Origin of the sequence: Pseudoalteromonas sp. GutCa3, from assembly GCF_002836155.1 — a bacterium.
GTDB classification, from domain to species: Bacteria; Pseudomonadota; Gammaproteobacteria; order Enterobacterales; family Alteromonadaceae; genus Pseudoalteromonas; species Pseudoalteromonas arctica.
Genome location: NZ_PJBK01000079.1, coordinates 22562 through 44614, shown reverse-complemented (window position 1 = coordinate 44614; position 22053 = coordinate 22562). Strand labels below are relative to the sequence as shown.

14 protein-coding genes are annotated in these 22053 nt (G+C 39.9%); 5 read left to right on the top strand and 9 right to left on the bottom strand.

The features are described 5' to 3' along the window. Positions 1-10 precede the first annotated feature (10 nt). Together CXF64_RS13865 and CXF64_RS13860 are read left to right on the top strand one after the other, a co-directional pair. On the top strand, positions 11-724 hold the full coding sequence (locus CXF64_RS13865) for a YebC/PmpR family DNA-binding transcriptional regulator (protein ID WP_010555049.1): 714 nt from the start codon (positions 11-13) through the stop codon (positions 722-724). A gap of 41 nt (positions 725-765) precedes the next feature. After that, positions 766-2091: a leucine-rich repeat-containing protein kinase family protein gene (locus CXF64_RS13860; RefSeq protein ID WP_101217291.1), complete on the top strand. Its 1326-nt coding sequence runs from the start codon at positions 766-768 to the stop codon at positions 2089-2091. 77 nt (positions 2092-2168) lie between these two features. Here the strand turns inward: CXF64_RS13860 and CXF64_RS13855 are convergent, their stop codons facing one another. The 6 genes from CXF64_RS13855 to glk form a co-directional block, all read right to left on the bottom strand. Continuing rightward, positions 2169-3293 carry a sterol desaturase family protein gene (locus CXF64_RS13855; RefSeq protein WP_101217290.1) on the bottom strand — a complete coding sequence of 375 codons (1125 nt, stop codon included), beginning with the start codon at positions 3291-3293 and terminating at the stop codon, positions 2169-2171. A gap of 212 nt (positions 3294-3505) precedes the next feature. Continuing rightward, a complete protein-coding gene (gene gap / locus CXF64_RS13850; protein WP_007582622.1) occupies positions 3506-4510 on the bottom strand; it encodes a type I glyceraldehyde-3-phosphate dehydrogenase in 1005 nt (334 codons plus the stop codon). Positions 4511-4519: 9 nt separating this feature from the next. After that, positions 4520-5140 carry a bifunctional 4-hydroxy-2-oxoglutarate aldolase/2-dehydro-3-deoxy-phosphogluconate aldolase gene (eda, locus tag CXF64_RS13845; protein WP_002959756.1) on the bottom strand — a complete coding sequence of 207 codons (621 nt, stop codon included), beginning with the start codon at positions 5138-5140 and terminating at the stop codon, positions 4520-4522. A 33-nt stretch (positions 5141-5173) separates the two neighbouring features. Continuing rightward, the gene (edd, locus tag CXF64_RS13840) at positions 5174-7024 is read right to left on the bottom strand and encodes a phosphogluconate dehydratase (RefSeq protein WP_007582619.1); all 1851 of its coding nucleotides are present in this window, start codon (positions 7022-7024) and stop codon (positions 5174-5176) included. Positions 7025-7360: 336 nt separating this feature from the next. After that, complete coding sequence (locus CXF64_RS13835; protein ID WP_010555045.1) at positions 7361-8374, bottom strand: LacI family DNA-binding transcriptional regulator; 1014 nt, start codon at positions 8372-8374, stop codon at positions 7361-7363. 36 nt (positions 8375-8410) lie between these two features. Then, positions 8411-9403 carry a glucokinase gene (gene glk, locus CXF64_RS13830; protein ID WP_010555044.1) on the bottom strand — a complete coding sequence of 331 codons (993 nt, stop codon included), beginning with the start codon at positions 9401-9403 and terminating at the stop codon, positions 8411-8413. Between the two features lie 291 nt (positions 9404-9694). Between glk and CXF64_RS13820 the strand changes: the two genes are divergently transcribed. The 3 genes from CXF64_RS13820 to CXF64_RS13810 all read left to right on the top strand — a co-directional run bounded on the left by CXF64_RS13820 (position 9695) and on the right by CXF64_RS13810 (position 16144). After that, positions 9695-10711, top strand: coding sequence for a LacI family DNA-binding transcriptional regulator (locus CXF64_RS13820; protein ID WP_007582612.1), 1017 nt, complete (start codon positions 9695-9697; stop codon positions 10709-10711). A 266-nt stretch (positions 10712-10977) separates the two neighbouring features. Continuing rightward, the gene (locus tag CXF64_RS13815; protein ID WP_101164482.1) at positions 10978-14163 is read left to right on the top strand and encodes a TonB-dependent receptor; all 3186 of its coding nucleotides are present in this window, start codon (positions 10978-10980) and stop codon (positions 14161-14163) included. 73 nt (positions 14164-14236) lie between these two features. Further along, positions 14237-16144 (top strand): alpha/beta hydrolase family protein, encoded by a 1908-nt coding sequence (locus CXF64_RS13810; RefSeq protein ID WP_101217289.1) that lies wholly within the window; start codon positions 14237-14239, stop codon positions 16142-16144. Positions 16145-16272: 128 nt separating this feature from the next. On the opposite strand, the gene CXF64_RS13805 is transcribed toward CXF64_RS13810, so the two are convergent. Genes CXF64_RS13805 through CXF64_RS13795 form a run of 3 tightly spaced genes read right to left on the bottom strand, consistent with a single transcriptional unit; the run spans position 16273 to position 22049 of the window. Beyond that, positions 16273-18681, bottom strand: a complete 2409-nt coding sequence (locus CXF64_RS13805; protein WP_101217288.1) for a glucan 1,4-alpha-glucosidase — start codon at positions 18679-18681, stop codon at positions 16273-16275. Positions 18682-18691: 10 nt separating this feature from the next. Next, on the bottom strand, positions 18692-20197 hold the full coding sequence (locus CXF64_RS13800; RefSeq protein WP_101217287.1) for an MFS transporter: 1506 nt from the start codon (positions 20195-20197) through the stop codon (positions 18692-18694). Beyond that, positions 20190-22049 (bottom strand): alpha-amylase family glycosyl hydrolase, encoded by a 1860-nt coding sequence (locus CXF64_RS13795; protein ID WP_101217286.1) that lies wholly within the window; start codon positions 22047-22049, stop codon positions 20190-20192. Before CXF64_RS13795 ends, CXF64_RS13800 begins: the two co-directional genes overlap by 8 nt. Positions 22050-22053 lie beyond the last annotated feature (4 nt).

The following is a 22053-nucleotide window of genomic DNA, read 5'->3' as shown; positions in this document are numbered from 1 at the left end:
CGAAACGCAGATGGGAAGAGCTTACCAAAACAAAAAAGATTCAATGGCTAAGACTGCGGGTGCTAAAACTAAAGTTTATTCTAAGTACGGCAAAGAAATTTATATTTGTGCTAAAAACGGCGGTGTAGATCCAGATGGTAACTTATCATTACGTCGCTTAATTGAACGCGCAAAAAAAGACCAAGTACCAGCACACGTTATTGACCGCGCAATCGACAAAGCAAAAGGTGGCGGCGGTGAAGACTACTCAGCAACACGTTACGAAGGTTACGGCCCTGGTAACTGTATGATTATTGTTGACTGTTTAACAGACAACAACAAGCGTACCTTTGCTGATGTACGTGTTTGTTTTACCAAAGCAAATGCTAAAATTGGCGCTCAAAACTCTGTTTCACATTTATTTGATCACCTTGCTATTTTTGTATTTGACGGTGATGACGACGAAGCAGTACTTGAAGCATTAATGATGGCTGATGTTGATGTAACTGACGTAGAAGTAGATGACGGTAAAGTCACTGTTTTTGCTCCTCACACAGAGTACAACAATACACGTACAGCGCTTGAAGAAATGGGCGTGACTGAGTTTGACGAAGACCTAATTAGCTTTGTGCCACAAATTGAAACGCCGATTGAAGGCGAAGACGTTGAAGTTATGGAACGCTTTTTAGCCATGCTAGAAGATTGCGACGACGTACAAAACGTTTACCATAACGCGCAATTCTAAAACCTGATTTACTAAGTTAGAACGACTTTAAGCCAACAGCTATGTTGGCTTTTTCATTTTTAGAACATGGTATTAATATGAACTCCCTTAAAGAGCTTAAAAGTGGCAAACTTGCTGGTGCTACTCACCTGCAATTAGTAGAAGAGTTAACAATATTCCCGGAAGAGATTTTTAGCTTAGCTGACACGCTCGAAGTACTCGATTTATCAAATAATAACTTATCAACACTACCTGATAAATTTGCCTGCTTAACACACCTTAAGCGTGTATTTTTATCGTTTAATCAGTTTAAGCATATTCCTACTGTGCTGGCTAAATGCCCTGCTTTAATTATGGTCGCGTTTAAGGGTAACCAAATTTCTGAGTTTGCTTTAAACAGCCTGCCAAAAAATATTGAGTGGCTCATACTCACCGATAATACGTTAAGCGAATTGCCTGAAGACTTTGGTAATTACACCCAACTTAAAAAGCTCGCGCTTGCGGGCAATCAACTTAAGCAACTGCCAAGTAGCATGGCGCAGTGTAAAAACCTCGAGCTTGTTAGGCTCTCTGCTAATAACTTAACACACGTAGACGACTGGCTGTTTGAACTGCCTAAACTTGCTTGGCTTGCGTTTGCCGGTAACGATTTTAATAAAGCCCAGTGCCTTACAAAGTGCAGCTTAGAAAATAAACCTCTTAACGATTACACGCTTAGTCATGTTATTGGCCAAGGTGCATCGGGCGTTATTCATTTAGCACAAGCTGCTGATAGCGCTGTAGCGATTAAATTATTTAAAGGTGCAATTACCAGCGACGGCTACCCGCTTGATGAAGTAAATTGCTGCTTACAAGCAGACGATCACGCTAATTTAATTAAAGTACTTGCCTACATTGAACAAAGTGATCAGTTAGGTTTAGTGATGGAGCTAATAGATAAAAGCTTTGCTAATTTAGGCCTGCCTCCAAGCCTTGAAACCTGTACGCGTGATACCTTTAACAATGATTGCCATTACTCAACTCAAGCTATTTTAAAAATTGCACAGCAAATGGTAAGTACACTGCATCACTTACATGTTCGTGAAGTAAGTCACGGCGACATTTATGCGCATAACACTATGGTTAACCAAAACCATGACGTTCTGTTTGGTGATTTTGGTGCTGCAACTAATTTAACGATGCTAAGTGAGTATCAACAAAAGCAACTAGAGTGGATAGAAGTAAGAGCTTTGGGCTGTTTAATTGAAGACTTATTAGGCACGGTAACCGGTGATGATAGACAAAGTGAGCTATTTGGTGAAATGTCCGATATGGCAAAGTGTGCTATGCAACCTTCATTAAATCAAAGACCTACATTTACTGAGTTATTAGAAGAGCTAAATATATAATTGAGTAGAGTCATAAAAAAGAGCAACGTGTAACACGTTGCTCTTTTTTTAGTTTATGTTTATTGAATTAATCGAGCTCATTTAGTGCGCTTAAACGGGTAAACCTGTTGTTTAAGCATACCTACCGGCATGTAATCCCCGACTACGCCATACGCTTGTGGCCACTCTTTTTGGCCTTTAACAGCAGTACCAAACGCGTAATCTAAAAACGAAAAATGCGCAGCGTAATTGCGGTCAATCGCAGCTTTATCTGACGCATGATGCCAATGGTGAAACTGCGGTGTAACCATAAAATACTTTAACCAACCAAATTTAACACGTACATTTGCATGATTAAACACAGCCTGCAAACCCACAATTATTACGTATAAACTAATTATTTGCTGTGAAAATCCAAGTACAAATATGGGTGTGAGCACTAAGCTGCGAGTTACGAGTATTTCAAGAATATGTTGGCGAGAGCCCGCTAACCAATCCATTTCTTTAGCACTGTGATGTACGCCATGAAAGCGCCATAATAAAGGGACTTCGTGATAAGCACGATGCACCCAATACTGCATTAAATCAGCCACGAGTATTATTAAAAACAACTGCACTACAAATGGTGTTTGCTCTATATAACCTTGTACTGTAGATGATACAGCCCAGCCAAAACCATAATGCACAAAGTGGTTAGTAACGAGTAACACAAAACCAATAATTAAATGGTTTACGAAAAAGTGGTTTAAATCGCCTCGCCATTCGCTACGTAATATTTTTTGCTCTTTTCGATGGGGTAGCAGCTTTTCAATAACAATAAATATGAGTGTTGAGCCGAGTAAATCTAAAATAAACCAATCTAGCCCTATGTAAGGTGTGTCGCTAGCAAACTCATTTACCTCAACGTTTGGTCCGCCAAACATGATTGCCAGAATAATAAAAAACCACGCTGTAGCCCCTAAACGCTTATTGGTATTACGTACAAAGTTAAGTAGCCCTAAACTGCCCGAGACCAATAATGATGCAAACATAAGCTGACGTAAAAAGTCGACACTGTAGCTTTTGCGTAGTTCTGGTGTGGTTAAGTATTCAGGAAAGTGAAACGCTAATACGCCTAAGCAACTCAGTATTGCTAAAAAGCAGGCTATGTAGCCACTTATGTTGCCCTCACCTATCTGAAGATGATTTGTGCGAAATACCTTTCGTGATAAAGCTCTGATCATTTTTATTATTCCTTGCTTCGTTGAGTTGATTAAATACAACGAAATTCCATTGATTTACACACCCACATATTAACAAAATTTAGGGTATAAAAAATACAAATAGTTCCCTCCATAGTCTGAGTTGCAAATATACAGATAAACCAAACGCAAAAAAGCCACGCAATGCGTGGCTTGGTTGGATAAAGCTAAAACTTTACATCATTAGGGCTGTATTATAAAAACGCACCTAATGCTTTAACTTGGTCTAACATGCGGTTTGAGAAACCCCATTCGTTGTCGTACCAAGCCATTACTTTAACTAGATTACCATCGGCTTTAGTTTGCGTTGCATCAAAGATAGATGACGCTGGGTTATGGTTAAAGTCGATAGAAACAAGCGGAAGCTCATTATATTGTAAAATATCTTTCATTGAACCCGTTGATGCTTCTTTCATGATTGCATTGATTTCTTCTGCAGTCGTATCGCGCTTAGTAATAAACGTAAAATCAACTAAAGATACGTTGATTGTTGGCACACGTACCGACATACCGTCTAATTTACCTGCAAGTTCTGGTAATACTAAACCAACAGCTGCCGCAGCACCTGTTTTAGTTGGGATCATAGATTGAGTCGCACTACGAGCACGGTATAGATCTGGGTGGTATACGTCAGATAAGTTTTGATCATTCGTATAAGAATGAATCGTTGTCATACTCCCCTTTTCGATACCTACGGTGTCGTTAATTGCTTTTGCAAGTGGTGCTAAACAGTTAGTAGTACACGATGCATTTGAGATGATTTGGCTATCAGCGTTAATTACATCGCTGTTTACACCATGAACCACTGTTGCATCCATATCTTTACCTGGAGCAGAAACGATTACTTTTTTAGCACCCGCTGTAATGTGCTTAGCAGCGTCATCACGTTTAGTGAAAAAACCAGTACATTCTAAAACGATATCTACGTTTAATGCTTTCCACGGTAAATTTGCAGGGTCGCGTTCTTGCGTTAACGTAATTACGTCATCGTCAATTAACATGGTGTTATTTTCAAGTGTTACTTTTTTAGAAAATTGACCATGAACTGAGTCATACTGCGTTAAATGTGCATTAACGTTAGCAGGTGCTAAATCGTTAATTGCTACAATTTTAATTTCGCTGTTTTGAGCTGACTCATAAAGTGCACGTAAAACATTTCTACCGATACGGCCGTAACCGTTAATTGCTACATTAATCATTTTAGACTCCTATTTAAGTTCACTTGCTTGGCGAGCAAGCGCTTCAATTGCTTGCCAGTCTTTATTTTCAATTAGTTGTTTATCTAGCATCCACGTACCACCCACACAAATAACGTTGTTAAGCGCTAAATAGTTCGGTGCAGTTGCTAGGCTAATGCCGCCAGTTGGGCAAAAAGTAATATGTGGTAATGGGCCACCGATTGATTTAAGCATTGCTGTTCCGCCTGCAGCTTCTGCAGGGAAGAATTTTAAATACTTAAAACCATGCGACGCAAGTTGCATAACTTCACTTGCAGTTGCAGCGCCCGGTAAAAATGGTATATCTGATGTTTTAGCCAAAGCAATAAGCTCATCGCTCACACCTGGACTCACCATAAAATCTGCACCTGCGGCAACCGAAAGATCAAAACTTGCTTTATCTACTACCGTACCTGTACCTACATAGGCTTCAGGTACTTCTGCTTTCATCAGCTTTACAGCTTCTGCAGCAATAGGTGTACGTAGTGTTATTTCTAAGGCTTTTAAGCCACCGTTATATAACGCTCTTGCAAGTGGTGCTGCATCTTCTAATTTTTCGATTACAACCACTGGCACTACGGGTGCCGATGCTAAGATTTTTTCAATACTCATTACTTGTTCCTCATTACCCAGTATGGCTAATATTTATTCAAGTCCAAAAGCACTCGCGCCTAAATCGGCACTGCTTACGATATTTCTAAATCCAGTAAATAATTCGCGACCTGTACCAAATGTTGCACTTGGCAGGCTAAGTTCTGCTTCACGTTTAGCAAGTTCTTCGTCGCTAACGTGTACTTTTAATATTCCGTTTGGCGCATCAAGTGTCACTAAATCACCTTCTCGGATTTTAGCAATAATGCCGCCTTCTACTGCCTCTGGTGCTAAGTGAATAGCAGCTGGTACTTTACCTGATGCCCCCGACATACGACCGTCAGTAACAATGGCTACTTTAAAGCCTTCATCTTGAAGCGTTGCCATTACTGGCGTTAATTTATGTAGCTCTGGCATCCCTTTCGCTTTAGGGCCTTGCTCTTTTAGCACGGCAATAAAGTCTTGGTTCAATTCGCCACGCGTGTATGCATCTTGCAAAGCACTTTGTGAGCTAAATACTTTTGCAGGAGCAGTAACAACCTGATGTTCGATAGCAACAGCTGACACTTTAATAACAGCTTTACCTAAGTTACCCGTTAGAAGTTGCAGACCACCTTGCTTACTAAAAGGGTTACTCACTGGGCGAAGTACTTCTTCATCATGTGAGTTTGCTGGGCAATCTACCCATTTAACTTTAGTTGGGCCGGTTGAGTTGCTCATGATCAGGCTATCGTCTTTATCCAAACGAGGTTCTGTCATGTAAGGTGCTAAACCATCGCCTAGCATTGTTTTAACATCTGTGTGTAAGTAACCAGCGCTTGCTAGCTCTCGCATTAAGAAACCCATACCGCCAGCTGCTTGGAAGTGGTTTACATCTGCAGAGCCGTTAGGGTAAATACGTGTAAGTAGTGGTACAACTTCTGATAAATCAGACATATCTTTCCACGTAACCTGAATGCCCGCCGCTTTTGCTATCGCAACAATATGAATTGCATGGTTAGTAGAACCACCTGTAGAAAGTAGGCCTACTAAACCGTTTATAATCGTTTTTTCGCTGATCACATCGGCTAAACACGGGCTTTCTTTATCATCTGTAAGCTGCTTAAGCATAGTTTCTACAGCATTACCTGTAAGACCATCGCGAAGCTCAGTGTAAGGATTAATAAACGAACTACCTGGAAGGTGTAAGCCCATTATTTCCATTAACATTTGGTTTGAGTTTGCAGTACCGTAAAACGTACAAGTACCTGCGCTGTGGTAAGACGCGCTTTCAGCCTCTAATAAGTCTTCGCGACTTACTAGACCTTGTGCAAATTTTTGACGAATACGTGCTTTTTCTTTATTAGGAATACCTGATTGCATTGGACCTGCTGGTAAAAAGAACACAGGTAAATGACCAAACGACAATGCACCAATTAATAAACCCGGGACGATTTTGTCGCAAACGCCTAAACAAAAAACGCCATCAAACACATCGTGTGAAAGGGAAATTGCCGTAGACATAGCAATTACATCACGAGAAAAAAGCGAAAGTTCCATGCCGTCACGCCCTTGCGTAACACCATCACACATTGCAGGAACGCCACCAGCAACTTGTGCTGTAGCATCGTATTTAGTAGCAATGTCTTTAATTAAATCTGGGTAATCTTTGTATGGCACATGAGCCGATAACATATCGTTATATGAGTTGATAATAGCAAGATTTGGCTGCTCATCAGCCTTTAAGCGCGCTTTGTCATCACTGCTACATGCAGCCATAACATGGGCTATATTTCCGCAACCTAAACCGGCACGAACTCTTGTTTGTTTTTTTGCGTGCGAAATACGTTCTAAATAATCTTGACGGGTATTTTTACTGCGTTCGATAACGCGCTGGGTAACTTCTTGAATACGAGGATGTAACATAATTTAACTCATCTCTATTAGTTAGAGGATAAAGGCTCAGTAGCAACTACAGACTCCACGTAAATAACTGTACTGAGCATCTTTGATTTACCCGTTCAAAGGTACGCTACCAGGGAGCCTCTCACAACAGCCCTGACACCGGTGTCACTGTATTAACGCATAGCAATGACACCGGTGTCAACCCCGGGTAACAAAAATAGTTTAATATTTTAACATGACCGAATAATGACCTAATTGATTTTTAGGCACAAAGTATATTTTAGCAAGTTCAGAGCAAAAAAAAGCCCGAATAAGCGTCACTCATATTCGGGCTACTGTGAAAGTGTTTTTAACTCACTATTTTATCGCAGAGGTAGACTCACGTGTAATTAAGCGCGACTCAAGCGTTACCTGATACGGCTGTTCTTGCGGTTGAGCTATGTGTGAAATAAGTTGAGTTACGGCTTGTTTAGTCATTTCTTCAACAGGCTGTGCAATAGTCGTTAAACCAGGCCAAATATGACGTGCAATGGGTGCATTATCAAAGCCGGCTATTGAAATGTCATCCGGCACTTTTAATTGCCGCTGGGTAGCTAATTTTAATACCGCTGCCGCCATGTAATCGTTTGATGCAAATACAGCTGTTGGCCTAGGAGACAAATCTAATATGCTACGTGCACTATCTACACCTGAGTGATAACTAAAGTTACCCTCCTCTACCAAGCGCTCATCAAACTCTATTCCATGGCTTGCAAGTGAACGCCTGTAGCCTTTAAAGCGTTGTTGAGTGGCACTGTGATCCGGGTGCCCTTTAATAAACGCTATAGATTTATGCCCAAGGCTAATTAGATGCTCAGTAATTTCAAATGCGCCTTGTTCATCATTACTACGAACTGAAATAGAATCATCTTGAAGTAAAGCTGACGCAACCCTTGCGTAAGGAATTTTTTTAGATTTTAAAAAAGCAACAAGCTCAGCAAAATCACCAAAAGGAGGTGTTAGCACAATGCCATCTAATCGAGAAGTCTGTAGTAATTGCTCAATATTATTTATAAGGGCTTCACCACGAAACTCACAAGGGTGTATCAATAAATTATAGTTATTTTCTTTGCATGCTTCTAAAGCACCCGTTTGCACGCGAGTAATGTAGCTTTTACTTGGGTTATCGTAAAGACACCCAATAATAAAGCTACGATTTTGTGCAAGGCCTCGTGCAATTGGATTTGGGGTGTAATCGAGTTCTTTAAATACCGCAAGCACCTTTTCTCGGGTTGCAGCACTAACATTAGGCTCGTTATTTAAAACGCGTGATACGGTTTTTTTAGAAACACCAGCATGACTTGCCACACTGTTTATTGTTACTTTTTTCATCACTCTATTTTTCCAAATGCGAACAAGGAAAGCTCCTTATTTGCTGTTGTGCAAACACGCTGCGGCACCAATTAGTGGAATATTATCTTGTGTTACAAGTATTACAGGAATTTGCCCTGCGTATTGCGACATAATACCCTTTTGCGAAAATCGTTCAACAAAACGGCTCTCAAGAAGTCTTGCTTGCATACGAGGCAGTATTCCACCGCCAATAAATAGTCCGCCTAAAGCGCCGTAAACAACGGCTAAATCGCCAGCTACACTGCCGATCCAATCACAAAATTGATTAAGAGTTGCATCGCACACAGCACATTCACCGCTATTTGCTAGGCTACTTATTTGCGCAGCATCTAAATTTTTAGCTGTTACACCCTTAACCGCAGACATCGCTTTGTATAAATGCGTTATGCCAGGGCCTGAAAATACAGTTTCAATAGAAACATGGGGATGATCTTTACGTAATTCATTTAATAGTAAAGTATCGAGTTCATTAACAGGTGCAAGCGATATATGCCCCCCTTCTGAACTTAAAACAGCGGTAGATTGCGACGTTCTAACTAAGCACGCGGCACCAAAACCAGTACCGGGACCTATAACACCAATGTTTGCATTATCATCAGCTTGACCTGATTTAACAATGACATTTTGTTTAGGATCTAAGTAAGGAGCCGCATATGCAAAGGCAGCAAAATCGTTAATGACCTCTAGTTGCTGTAAATCAAAATGAGTTTTAAATTCACTAACACTAAAATGCCAACCTAAATTGGTTAAATGTACCTGCCCAGCTTTTATTGGACCTGCAACGGCTAAACATGCGCGTTTGGGTGTAATATGCGAGACTGTTTGTAAATATTGCTCAAGCGCACTTTCAAGTGAACCAAAATTAGCACTAGGAAAAATATTAATGTGCTCTATTACAAATTGGTTAGTGTGCTCATTAAAAGCAGTTATTAAAGCAAAGCGGGCATTGGTGCCGCCAACATCAGCAACTAAGATGGGATCAAATTGGGCAGAAGAGTTTAGGCTCATAGTATTATCTCTTTTGTTAAGCGACTCGTGCTTATTATTTTACAATGGTATACCATTGTTATTTATACTTTGAGCTATCACCTCAAAGTAGCTATCACAGTAAAAAATGCTGCCTATAAAATATATAAACAGCGAATACGTTTTGACAACAAAATGATAAAACATTTATATTATGACACCGGTGTCAGCCGTTTATCAATAAAAATATACGTTAATTCACAAAAAGCTTGAAATTATTCATTAATAACCGAAAATGGCACAATTATTTATCAAATTAATTAAGTTGTAACAATGAAAGGTAAAGCCACCTCATTTGATATTGCCCACTATGCAGGGGTATCTCAATCAACTGTATCTCGCGCTTTACGTAACAGCCATCTTGTTAATGAAGAAACACGTAAACGTGTTTTCGATATAGCTAAAAAGCTTAATTATAAAGTTGATAAAAATGCCAGCAACTTGCGTACACAACAAAGCAGCACACTTGCATTACTTCTTTTCGAAGACCCTACTTCTGATGAGTCACAAATTAATCCTTTCTTTTTAGCCATGCTTGGCAGCATTACCCGTGCTTGCGCTAAAGAAGGTTACGATTTATTAGTATCATTTCAATCGGCCAGTGCTGATTGGCAAGCAGACTATGAAGATAGCCACAGAGCCGATGGTATTATTTTACTCGGTTATGGCGATTACATTGATTACCAACCAAAATTTAATACCTTACTTGAACAAAACACTAAGTTTGTTTGTTGGGGTGCAACGGTCGATAATCGCCCAGATTTAACTGTTTGTTGTGATAACTACGGTGGCGGTAAGCTTGCCGCTGAGCACTTTATTGCTCACAGCAGAACTGACTGCGCTTTTATTGGTGATGCATCTGATCATAGCCCTGAATTCTTTAGTCGTTTTCAGGGCTTTAAAGATGAGCTACTGGCTAACAACGTAAAAATAAACGAACGTAAAATGGCTAATGCTATATCTACTGAAGAATCTGGATATCACGCCACTCGTTCGCTTATCGCTAATAATATTAAATTTAACGCCTTATTTGCTGCAAGTGACTTAATTGCTATTGGGGCTATACGTGCACTTAAAGAAGCAAATATTAACGTGCCAAAAGATGTTGCGGTAGTCGGCTTTGATAACATAGCCATTGCTAGTTATGTAAACCCACCGCTGACGACGATAGAGCAAAACACCACTGTTGCTGGGCAAATGCTCGTAGAGAACTTATTAAAACTGATACGTGGTGAAGAAGTACAAAGTACCCTATTAGCTCCTATTCTCATTCCTAGAAGGTCAAGCTGAGCCTATTTTTTAAGCAAACACCGGCTACATCTGTTCACATCCATTTACAAACAATAAAATTGTATAGTAAACAATAGATTAAAATAAAAATAATCTGAAAAACTATACTTTTCCGTCAAAAAGACATCAATTCCTCCCCCCTTAGCAATAGCTAGTCGTTAACTGTATTTACTATTTTGTTTCTGTAATGTAAATTTATTGTGCCGCTATAACCTTACTCTGTAACTTTATAGCTTAAATAACAATAATATCTCAGGGATTTACATATGTTTAAAACTAAAGCTCTATCAAATGCAATAAGATACTCTTTATTGCTAGGCTCTGTAGCCTTAGCGCCTAACGCGCTAGCTCAAGAAAATGACTTGAATTCAGACGTAGAATTAGAAGAAGAAGCACCTGAACGAATAGTTGTAACAGGCTCACGTATAAGAAAAGCTGAATTTTCAAATGCATCACCAATTCAAATTATCAATGGCGACTTATCTCGTGAAATGGGTTTATTTGATGCAGGCTCAATGCTTCAATCGACCAGCCAAGCGGCTGGTGCTCAAATAGATAATACATTTGGTGGTTTTGTACTAGATAACGGTCCGGGCGCTGCAACAATCGGATTTCGTGGTTTAGGTGCTGAACGAACTCTTGTGCTTATTAATGGCCGAAGAATGGCTCCTGCTGGCGTTGGTGGTGCACCAACATCCCCTGATTTGAATTTAATACCTGGCGTAATGATTGAGCGTGTAGAGAATTTATTTGATGGCGCATCAACCGTTTATGGTTCTGATGCGGTAGCGGGTGTAGCTAACGTAATATTGAAAAAAGATGTTGAAGGTTTTATTTTTGATGCATCTTATCGTCAACCTAAAGGTGAAGGCGGTGAAGAAACTGTACTTTCGGGTATGTGGGGCAAAACCATGGATAATGGTTTTATCACTGTAGGCGTTGAATATTCAGAACAAAAATCTCAATCTTTATCTGGTAACCCTTTTGTTAAAGGGTGTGAAGAGCGTATTTGGGAAGCTGAAGATGGCAGTATCGTAACGAGAAACAGTGGCTATGGTCCTGTGGCGAGTGGTGAAGATTCATGTGATATTTTCCCTCTAACAAATCGTATTAGCGTACCTTCTTTCTTTGGTAGTGTTTATTACACTCCTAACTTCACAAATACTGGTATTCCAAACTTCAGCGAATCAACTGTACCATCAAGTCTTGAAGGATTTTTACCTTCATGGGTAGCTGGCGATTTCGATGGCGATGGTATTAATGATGGTGTATTTGTTGATGGTAACGGAGATGGTTTCCGTGACGTTGATTTCCAAGACCCTCTATACGCTTTCCAACAATCTGATTACTACAAAAGTGGTGATTACAGAAGTAAAAATGAACGTATTTCATTAATGCTTAATGGTGAATACAACTTCCAAGACGATAACGACACAACTTTCTACTATGAAGGTTTATATGCGAGTCGTAAATCACCAATTTTTAGCCCTGGTGCACAAATATTTCAACAAGTAGCGGCATCAAATCCGTATAACCCTTGTGGTACAAACGGTATTGACTGTTTTGGCGTGTTAGGTGTGGGCCCTGGTGGACCAGAAGCCGTTCAGCCAATCATCAATATTCGTGGTGACCGTGATCAAACTGAGGTTGAAGTTTCACAATATCGTTTAGTTACTGGTGTTACTGGTAACCTCGGTATGTTTGAAAACATTGGTTTAGACAATTGGTACTACGACGCGTCTGTATCGTACAGCGCATCTAAAGGTACTGACCACCGTGTTGGTATTGATGAAGAACGCTTAATTAACTCATTAGAAACCGCTGTTCTTAATGATGATGGTACTGTTACCTGTGGTACCGGTTCTGATGGATGTGTTCCTGTTAATTTATTTGCAGACAGTATTTACCAAGAAGGCGGCGGTACGCTTTCACCTGAAGAAGCGGCCTATTTATTTATTGACCGCGACATCGAAACTAAAGTAAACCAGTTTGTTTTTAATGCATTCATGGGTGGTGACTTCTTCGCACTACCATGGAATAACGAAACTGTTGCAGGTATCGTTGGTATTGAATATCGTCGTGATGAGATTGAATCAAATCCTAATGCAGCAGCATCACAAGGCTTACTATGGGGCTACTTTGCTGACCAAGGCGCTGATGGTTCTCGTAATCTAAAAGAAATATTCACAGAAGTTGACTTTCCTTTACTTAAAGGAGTTAAAGGTGCTGAAGAACTTACATTTACAGCTTCTGGCCGTGTTTCTGAAGAATCTTTCTACGATGCTGAATCAACTTATAGTCTTAAAACTATCTACCGTCCTGTTGATTGGTTTACTCTTCGTGCTACAAAAGGTACTTCTTATAGAGCGCCAAACTTACGTGAACGTTTCTTAAACGGTACGTCTGGTTTTAATACAGTTGCCGATCCATGTGTTGTTCCGGAAGATGCTCGTAATATAGACCCATTGAACCCAGGTTCAGCAGCTACATATAATGCAGCTGAAGAAACACGTGATACAGCGGTACTAAACGCTTGTCAAGCATCAGGTATTGATCCAACTACTCTTGGTTTAGGTCAAGGTGGGACTGATTCATATACTGCTACTTACAGCGCTGAGATTGAAACTGGCGGTACAACTGAGCTTAGTGCTGAAACATCAGTGGCTAAAACATACGGTTTTATCTTTGAACAACCGTTCACTGATGCATTTGATTTAACAATGTCATTAACTCGTTTTGATATTGAAGTAACAAATAGTATTGCAGAGCCAAGTGCTTTCTACAGTATTGGTCAGTGTTATTCTGCAGATGGTAATGATGCTTTTTGTAGCCGTATAGGCCGTGACGAAAATGGTCAAATTGATTTAGTTGATGCTAGCTTTATCAATATTGGTTTAATCTCTTCTAAAGGTTTTGATTACAATATCTACTTTGAAACAGATACGGTAATTGCAGAAGAAAACTTAGGTATTACACTAGACCTTCAAGCCACGCGTATGACAGAGCAAGTTTTTGATGTACTTGGTACTATTGATGACAATATGGGTGAGCCAGATTCACCAGAATGGCGCGGTACAGCACGCTTACAACTTAAATATTCTGATTTTAGGTTTAACTGGGAAACACGTTTCATCGGTAAAGGTCGTGAAGATGAAGATGATTTAGGTGAATTCGAAGAAGGTACTGCAGGTTGTCGTGGTTTAACTGACGCAAATGGTGCTCCACTTAAATGTCGCCCTGTTGGTTTCACTGATGACTACTTTGTACATAACATCGGTATGACTTGGTCTAACGATGCTTATAAAGTGAACTTTGGTGTACGTAACGTATTTAATGAAGCTCCACCAAAAGTAGATCCAAATGGTTCTTTCTCAAATACTAACATCCCTCTAGGTGTTGGTTATGATACTTCAGGACGTAGCCCATACATCAGTTTTACAGCTTCTTTTTAATTAGAATTGGCTGAGTATATATTCAATCCAGATGGCCTAAAATTTTAGGCCATTTTTTTTGAGGGAATAAAAAATGAAACTTAAAAAAAGAATGTTAGTAGGATTTACCTTACTAAGCCTATCTTCTTTCGCTAATAGCGAAACTGAAGATGCGACACAAGTGAGCAGTATCGATGCTTTCTCAATGTCATCGGCTATCCGTAGTGTTGTAGCATCACCTGATGGTAAGAAGCTTGCTATTTTAAGAGCGACTACCAAAAATGGTGACTATATAATTGAGATAAGAGATCCAAATAACCTAGAATCAGACCCCGTAAGGTTGGGCGCTGATAAAATGCTGATATCTTCCATCGTATGGTTAAACGATGAAAAAATTGGCGTTATGTTTAGACAAATACTAGAAGATGGAAGTCGCAAATACTGGGTTAATAAGTTTGCAATAACTGATGCAGATGGTAAAGGCGACTGGTTATTACCATTTAAGAAAAAGCGAAATGTTCAATTTAATATAATAAATATACTTCCAGACAAAAAAGATGAAGTACTTGTAGAAGTTGATATTAATAATAACTACATTCCAGATGTAGTGAGATTTAATATTAACACTGGACGAAGCGTTACTGTAATGCGCGGAAATGAAAAAGTCTCAGGCTCGTTTGTTTCTGACTACGATGGTGAAATAAGAATAGCCCAAGGTTGGAATAAATCTGATAACGCAATCGATTATTATGCCCGAGATAAAGGCAATGATGATTGGAAAGTAATTAAGCAAGTTAGTCCTAAAAAGCGTGAAAACTTTGAGATATTAGGATTTGCAAAAGGTAATCCTAACGAAGTTTATGTTAACGCCAACTTAGGCGAAAATACGACTGGCATTTATATTTACAATATTAAAACAGGTCAGTATTCTGAACGTCAATTTGGTCTTAAATCTGTAGATACAGACGGTGTTATACTTGATACCGACGGTACTTTACAAGGCTTTCGCTATACAACCAAGCAGCCTAAGTTTTATTTCACAGACCCAAACCTTCAAGCACTTAACGAATCTGTTGCTTCTTTATTTAAAGATAAATTTGTACAAATCATTAGTAGCTCTGATAACGATAACGTATTAGTAGTAAGAGTATCTGCTGACGATAATCCTGGCAGCTATTACATTGTTACTGATAAGCAGAAGCTGACTAAAATTGGTGATCGACTTCCGTTTATTGATAAAAGTAAATTAGGATCCGTTAAATATATCTCTTATAAAGCAAGAGATGGACGCAAAATAAAAGCATATGTAACCATTCCTGCGACTAAAGGTCCTTACCCTGCGATAGTACTTCCTCACGGTGGTCCTTGGGTGCGTGACTCTGTTGTATTTGATGACTGGGCGCAGTTACTCGCCTATCATGGTTACGTAGTTATTCAACCAAACTATCGTGGATCTACGGGGTACGGTCTGGAGCATTGGATAGCCGGTGATAATAACTGGGGTTTGAAAAAACAAGATGATTTAGACGACGCGGCACAATATTTAATAGATAAAGGTTTAGCAACAAAAGATAAGCTTGCTTTATTTGGTTGGAGTTATGGCGGTTATGCTGCATTTGCTGCATCTATGCGTGAAAACAACATATATAAATGTGTTGTTGCCGGTGCCGGGGTAAGTGATTTAAGTCGTATTAATGCAACTCTTAACGAAAATCGCTTTTTAAGTATCTTACAACGCCCTACGATTACAGGTGTCTCTCCTGTAGAGCAAGTAGATAAAGTAAATATTCCTATACTGGTTGTGCATGGTGATATCGACAGTCGTGTTCCAGTAAAACACAGTAGAGACTTCGTATCTGAGCTTGAAAAGTACAAAAAAGACTTTAAATATATTGAGCTTGAAGATGCCGATCACTTTTCTGATACGCTTTTCTACGATCATAAAAAAGAATTTTATACCGAGTTGTTATCATGGTTTGATAATAAGTGTGGCCTCAAATAATGTAACTAAAAAGTGACATTCATTTTATTTGAAGAGCATTCTTTTGTTTTAATATTAAGTGAGTACATAACAAAAAGGCTTCTAAATTTATTTAGAAGCCTTTTTTAATAACTACAGCATGTTTTATATTAGTCTTTAAGCGATTCGGCAACCACCGGATAATAGTCCCAAACTTGTTTATCACTGAGTGAGCGTACAAGCTTAATGTATTCTGAATGTGTCCAAGCTAGAGGTGTTGCTGAGTTTGTGCCCTCACCTAACGCATAACCTGCTTCATTTACACCCACGCCATCCCATACTTGCTCAGGTAGCATCATGCCGCTATTGGCAAACTGCTCTAAACCTTTTACGTAACTATTTTTAATGTCCGCTTGTTTTGCATCATCTAGCGTATTATTTGCGTTTGCGGCCGCTATTTCATAGTGTCCGCGTTCGCCTGTAAAAAATGGCCATACACGACCACGTTGGCCTGGCGTGTTGCTCCCGCTTTCGGCGTAATTAGTACCTGTGGTTTCATCTTCACCGTAACCGTCGTTGCCATAACGGCGATAGCCTGCAAATGTGCCGCTACCATCGGTAAAGTTAAAGCTGTATTTAACTTGTAAGTTATCTTCAAGCGTTTCGTCGTCATACTCAGGTAGGGTTTTAACTATACTTGAATCGTTGGCACTTCTTACTCCATAGCGGACTAATTCTAAAAAACCACCGTCTAAAATCTGCTTTTTGTTAAAACCTTCACGGCCATTGTTGGCGTTAATTTTAGTATTAGAGTTAGCGTCGGTGTCTTGACCTATACGAATAAAATACTCGCCATCGGTGCTATCACCTTTTAAATTACCTTCGGTGGTAAACATTTGCGATTCTATATCACTGTTGTACTTTTTAGCCGTTGCTAAATAACGATCTGCATTTTGAGTATCACCACTGAGTGTTGCTATGTCACTGGCTGTTATAAGGCCAGCAACAACGGCAGCCGTTGTAGAGGGAGAATAACCACTTTGCTCTTCCCAGCGCTCTTGCTGTGTAGCAGGTGGAGTGATTTGCATGTCGTTCCATAAAATTTTAGCTCTTCCGCCATCAACTAAAAAGTCAGCTGCCGGTTTTAGCATGCGTGCGTACCAATCTTTAAGTTCGTTATCACTTAGTACGTTTGCTTGATGTAACTTCCACGCGAGCATAATTGGCATAGCTGTTTGATCTAGCTGTACCCCTACCCATTCAAGTTCACCATCAACATGTGTTTTTTGTAAAAACCATCCTGTATCACCATTGTTACCGGGGGTTTTGCTAGTAACTTGTACTTTTTCAAGGTATTCGAAGGCCGTTTTTGCAGTGGCGGTATCGCCTAAGGCCATAAATGCCATAGCTACTTGATAAAAATCACGAACCCATACCGCTTTGTAACCAGTCGAACCCTCTTTGGCTGAAACAGTTTCACCCCAAGGATTAGAAAGTGAGGCAATGAGCGCACCCGCATTAGTTTTGTCTTCTTGCGCTTTTAGTACCATTGCACTGGTATAAAGTAGCTTACCGTCATCGGCTGTTTGCTTAACCATTGTATTTAATGGCTCAAGGCTTTGTAAATAATCTTCCCAGCCTAGCGCTTCACCTTTACCGTTGTAGGCATCAAGCACATTTTGATAACCTTTAGATAAGCTCTGTGCACCTTGTTGCTGGCTTTGCTGCTGCGTTTTACCAAAGCTTAGTGCTAAATCAAATGTGGTATTACTATCGATATTACCAAGCTCTGCCAGCAGAGTGACGTTACCGGCCTTATCGCCAGTGTTTGAATATTGTTTGCTTAGTGTGTGTTGTTTTTTAAGTGAGGTGATGCCATCGCTCACACCTGTAAAGCCTACACTTTGCATTTTGAATGGCGTAGATGATTGCAACGTTAAAAAATTATCATCTTCCCATGCTACTAAGCCTTGCTCAGTGGTTTTTGCAAAATCACCTAAGCCGTTGTTGTTTATATAAGGGTTAACAGCAACATACGCTTTCACGCCTTTAAGTGATGTATTAAAAATACTGCGTACAAACAATGTTTGTCCGTCAGGGTCGGTGAATATGTGTTTTTCGAGGGTAAAACGCCCTTTCTTATCTGTACTTGTTACTTTGTAAGCAAGCGATAGTGGTCTGCCTTTATCGTCTTTATGTAAGTAATCAATTGTAACGTCTAAGTCGTCAGCTTCAGTGACTGTAAAATCTTTACCGGTTACTACAAACTGCATATCTTTAATTTGAGCTTGGTGAATGAGTCCAAACATAGTTTCGGTGATCATACCTTTGGCAATTGAAAACCATACTTTTGATACTTCACCTGTCGCAGCATTGTTATTATATTGGCCGTTTTGGTATTGCTCAAAAGAAGTACCAATTCCGGTTTTACCCGCGTAAGCCCAATATGGTTCAGCACCTGGTGCGCCAGGAGCTGCTGAAACTGTAGCGTCAATATTTTCGTTATTCGTATTTTGTGCACCACAGGCTGTTAAGCCCAAAGTTAAAAGAGCGGTAGTAATAAGGTTATATTTTTTCATTGTGTGACCCTTAGTTTGAATTTTTAACGCGCATTACAGCAATCGCAGCAACAACGAATGATGCAGCACCAATTAATAATGCGTAAATAGGCTGGTTAGAAAATACGTGGCGTAAAATAAGCCCTAAAATACTAGCAGCAAGCAATTGCGGTATAACAATAAAGAAGTTAAAAATACCCATATACACGCCCATTTTATTACTCGGTAGTGCGTTACTTAACATTGCATAAGGAAGCGATAAAATAGAAGCCCATGCAAAGCCAACGCCTATCATTGGAATAAGAAGCATTTTTGGATCTGTTATAAACATAAAGCTCGCAAGGCCCAATGCGCCTAGTAATAAGTTAAAGCAATGTGCGCCTTTTAAGCCCATCTTTTTAACTAAGAATGGAATACACATAGCGGCAATAGCCGCAAAGCCATTGTAAGCTGCAAATAAAATACCGACCCAATCAGCCCCATCGTTAAAGGCTTTACTTGTTGCATCACTGCTGCCGTAATGAAAGCTTGTTACTGCGGCTGTGGTGTATATCCACATAGCAAACAACGTAAACCAGCTAAAAAACTGCACCCAAGCAAGCTGCTTCATTGCCTCTGGCATGGTAAATACATCTTGTACTACTTGGTAAAAACCGCCTTGTATTTTGTTAGCAGCCTTTAATGCGCTTGCTATCCACTGCACAATACCAAACGATAGTAAGCCACCAGCAAGTAGGTATAACTCTTTTTCAAGCGATAAACCCATTACTAATGCAAGGGTTGCTAAACCTAGCACCACAAAAATAATGGCACCTTTATTGAAGTTGATATCTACTAATGCTGTGTTAGTCGGTTTGGCAGTGTGGTTTTCAAAAGCAGCTAATTGCTCAGGGCTATATTCTTTGGTTCGCATAACTGTCCAAAGAACTGCGACTAGCAATACGACCCCACCCCAATAAAATGAATATTTAACAGATTCAGGGATTTGCCCTGGCGCAGCGGTATTACTTACGTCAAACCAATTGGTCATCATCCATGGTAGCGCTGAGGCTAATACCGCACCAATACCAATAAAAAAGCTTTGCAAGCCATAGCCCGTAGCACGTTGTTTTTCTGGCAGGTTATCGCCTACAAGTGCTCTAAAAGGTTCCATAGTGACATTGATTGAGGCATCCATAATCCATAACATACCTGCAGCAATCCAAAGGGTTGGTGAATGCGGCATGATAAAGAGTGAGATAGTAGTAAGTACCGCCCCTATGAAAAAGAATGGACGACGACGACCAAAACGCCCCCATGTTTTATCACTCCAATAACCAATTATTGGTTGCACTATTAAGCCCGTTAGCGGTGCTGCAACCCATAAAATAGGAATATCATCCACTTGTGCGCCTAGGGTTTGAAAAATACGGCTCACATTGCCGTTTTGTAGTGCAAAACCAAATTGAATACCTAAAAAGCCAAAGCACATATTCCATATTTGCCAAAAACTTAGATTTGGTTTGTTGCTGTCAGAATTATTATTTTGATTATTCATGATTAGCCTTATTAGTTAAAACTGCGCTACTAAATGCATCTAGCGAAAGCATAAGCTTTGTAACTTCTTTGTCAGTGATGATCTTTACCGTATTTTGCTCAAGTAAGTCGTGTAGCGGTTTATTTCGCTCAAAGGTATTTGCTTGCTCTGGTGTTAAATTAATTAATACCGTTTGTGGCTCCTCACTAAAATTACTAAAAACATAAATAGATTGCTGTCCCAGCGAGCGTACAAAACCAACAACGCGTTCGCTATTGCTAAGTGAAAGCTCTGACATGGTTCCACCTACAACAGCGGGCAAACTATTGAGAGCCATTATTGATTTATAATAATCACGAAGTGATGCTTGCTCGCTCGATAAGTTAGCGCCGTCGAATTTGCCGTTGTTCATCCATGCTTGATGCGCTGGTACACCAATATAGTCAAAAATACTGGTGCGAGTAGATGTGCCAAAACCTGCGTTTTCAGATCCGTCCTCCCCCACATCTTGGGCAAAATATAATAAAGTAGGTGCGCGACTCATTAAGCTAGAAACGACCATTGCTGGTTTCCCCCAGCGTGCATCACCTGCAAAATCAGGGCTAGCAATGCGTTGTTCGTCGTGATTTTCTAAAAAGTTCAGCATGTGCGCTTCAATATCAGCCACTTGGCTTTGGGCTGCAAAAATAGTATTAGCCGCTTGCTTACCCTGCATAATAGCTTTTAATGTGTCGTAAAAGCCGACTTTGTCATACAAGTAATCCATTTTTCCTTGCTGAATATACGCTCTGTACATTTGTGGGTTGTAAACTTCAGCCAATAAAAACGCATCGGGCTTTTGCATTTTTATTGATGAATTTAAAAAGCTCCAAAATTCAACCGGCACCATTTCGGCCATATCGTACCTAAAACCATCAACGCCTTTATCAAGCCAGTAAAGAGTGATATCTCTAAATTTATACCAGCTATTAGGCAGTTCCTTATTTTGCCAAAACGCATAATGAGAGCGATAATCTTGGTTTTCTAACTCTTTAGGTAATACAGGAAAGTCATAGCTGCCATCAGGCTTAACGCCATAATTCACTCTTACGGTTTCGTACCAATCGTTAATATCTGGCTTGGGTGCACGCGCGCCATTCCCCGTCCATTTCGCTGGCGTTTCATCAAAAAAACCGTCAGCTAAAGGGTGAGTATTACCCCCTAAAACTGTATAGTTTTGTGATGTTGGAACCTGAAAAGACTGACCTGGTACATAATAAAAGTTATTATTTTTATCGTACTCTTTGCTGGTGTCGTCTTGCTCACCAAAGTCTTTTATTCCTTTGGGTTTTGCTACTGATTTATAATTACGAGCCACATGGTTAGGTACAATATCTATAACCACTTTCATGTCATGCTCATGAGTGCGCTCAATCAGATCACTAAACTCACCCATTCTATTAGTCACATTTATGGCTAAATCTGGGTTTACGTCGTAGTAATCTTTTATTGCATAAGGTGAACCTGCACGGCCTTTAACTACATCAGGGTCGTCTTGCGTAATCCCATACTCGGTATAATCGCCCACTAGCGCATGATGTAAAACACCGGTATACCAAACATGGGTCGTACCCAATTCTTTAATACCTTTAAGTGCAGCATCGTTAAAGTCGGCAAATTTACCTACGCCATTTTGCTCTTTTGTACCCCAGGGCACATTCGCGGTCTGTGTGTTACCAAATAAGCGTGTAAATACTTGGTATACAACAGGCTTTGTTAACTCATTTTGTGCCTGTTTAGGCGCTTGCTGTTGTTCGGTTTCATTATTGTCTGAGCACGCACTTGTTATAAGTGCGCTACACAGTAATGCGGGTACATAAACTGATTTTTTCATTGTG

Bases quoted from the DNA above. Each gene is read 5' to 3' on its own strand.
- CXF64_RS13835 (WP_010555045.1), bottom strand. From the start codon at position 8,374: ATGAAAAAAGTAACAATAAACAGTGTGGCAAGTCATGCTGGTGTTTCT.
- CXF64_RS13795 (WP_101217286.1), bottom strand. From the start codon at position 22,049: ATGAAAAAATCAGTTTATGTACCCGCATTACTGTGTAGCGCACTTATA.
- CXF64_RS13855 (WP_101217290.1), bottom strand. From the start codon at position 3,293: ATGATCAGAGCTTTATCACGAAAGGTATTTCGCACAAATCATCTTCAG.
- CXF64_RS13810 (WP_101217289.1), top strand. From the start codon at position 14,237: ATGAAACTTAAAAAAAGAATGTTAGTAGGATTTACCTTACTAAGCCTA.
- CXF64_RS13865 (WP_010555049.1), top strand. From the start codon at position 11: ATGGGAAGAGCTTACCAAAACAAAAAAGATTCAATGGCTAAGACTGCG.
- CXF64_RS13815 (WP_101164482.1), top strand. From the start codon at position 10,978: ATGTTTAAAACTAAAGCTCTATCAAATGCAATAAGATACTCTTTATTG.
- CXF64_RS13820 (WP_007582612.1), top strand. From the start codon at position 9,695: ATGAAAGGTAAAGCCACCTCATTTGATATTGCCCACTATGCAGGGGTA.
- glk (WP_010555044.1), bottom strand. From the start codon at position 9,403: ATGAGCCTAAACTCTTCTGCCCAATTTGATCCCATCTTAGTTGCTGAT.
- CXF64_RS13800 (WP_101217287.1), bottom strand. From the start codon at position 20,197: ATGAATAATCAAAATAATAATTCTGACAGCAACAAACCAAATCTAAGT.
- CXF64_RS13805 (WP_101217288.1), bottom strand. From the start codon at position 18,681: ATGAAAAAATATAACCTTATTACTACCGCTCTTTTAACTTTGGGCTTA.
- edd (WP_007582619.1), bottom strand. From the start codon at position 7,024: ATGTTACATCCTCGTATTCAAGAAGTTACCCAGCGCGTTATCGAACGC.
- CXF64_RS13860 (WP_101217291.1), top strand. From the start codon at position 766: ATGTTGGCTTTTTCATTTTTAGAACATGGTATTAATATGAACTCCCTT.
- gap (WP_007582622.1), bottom strand. From the start codon at position 4,510: ATGATTAATGTAGCAATTAACGGTTACGGCCGTATCGGTAGAAATGTT.
- eda (WP_002959756.1), bottom strand. From the start codon at position 5,140: ATGAGTATTGAAAAAATCTTAGCATCGGCACCCGTAGTGCCAGTGGTT.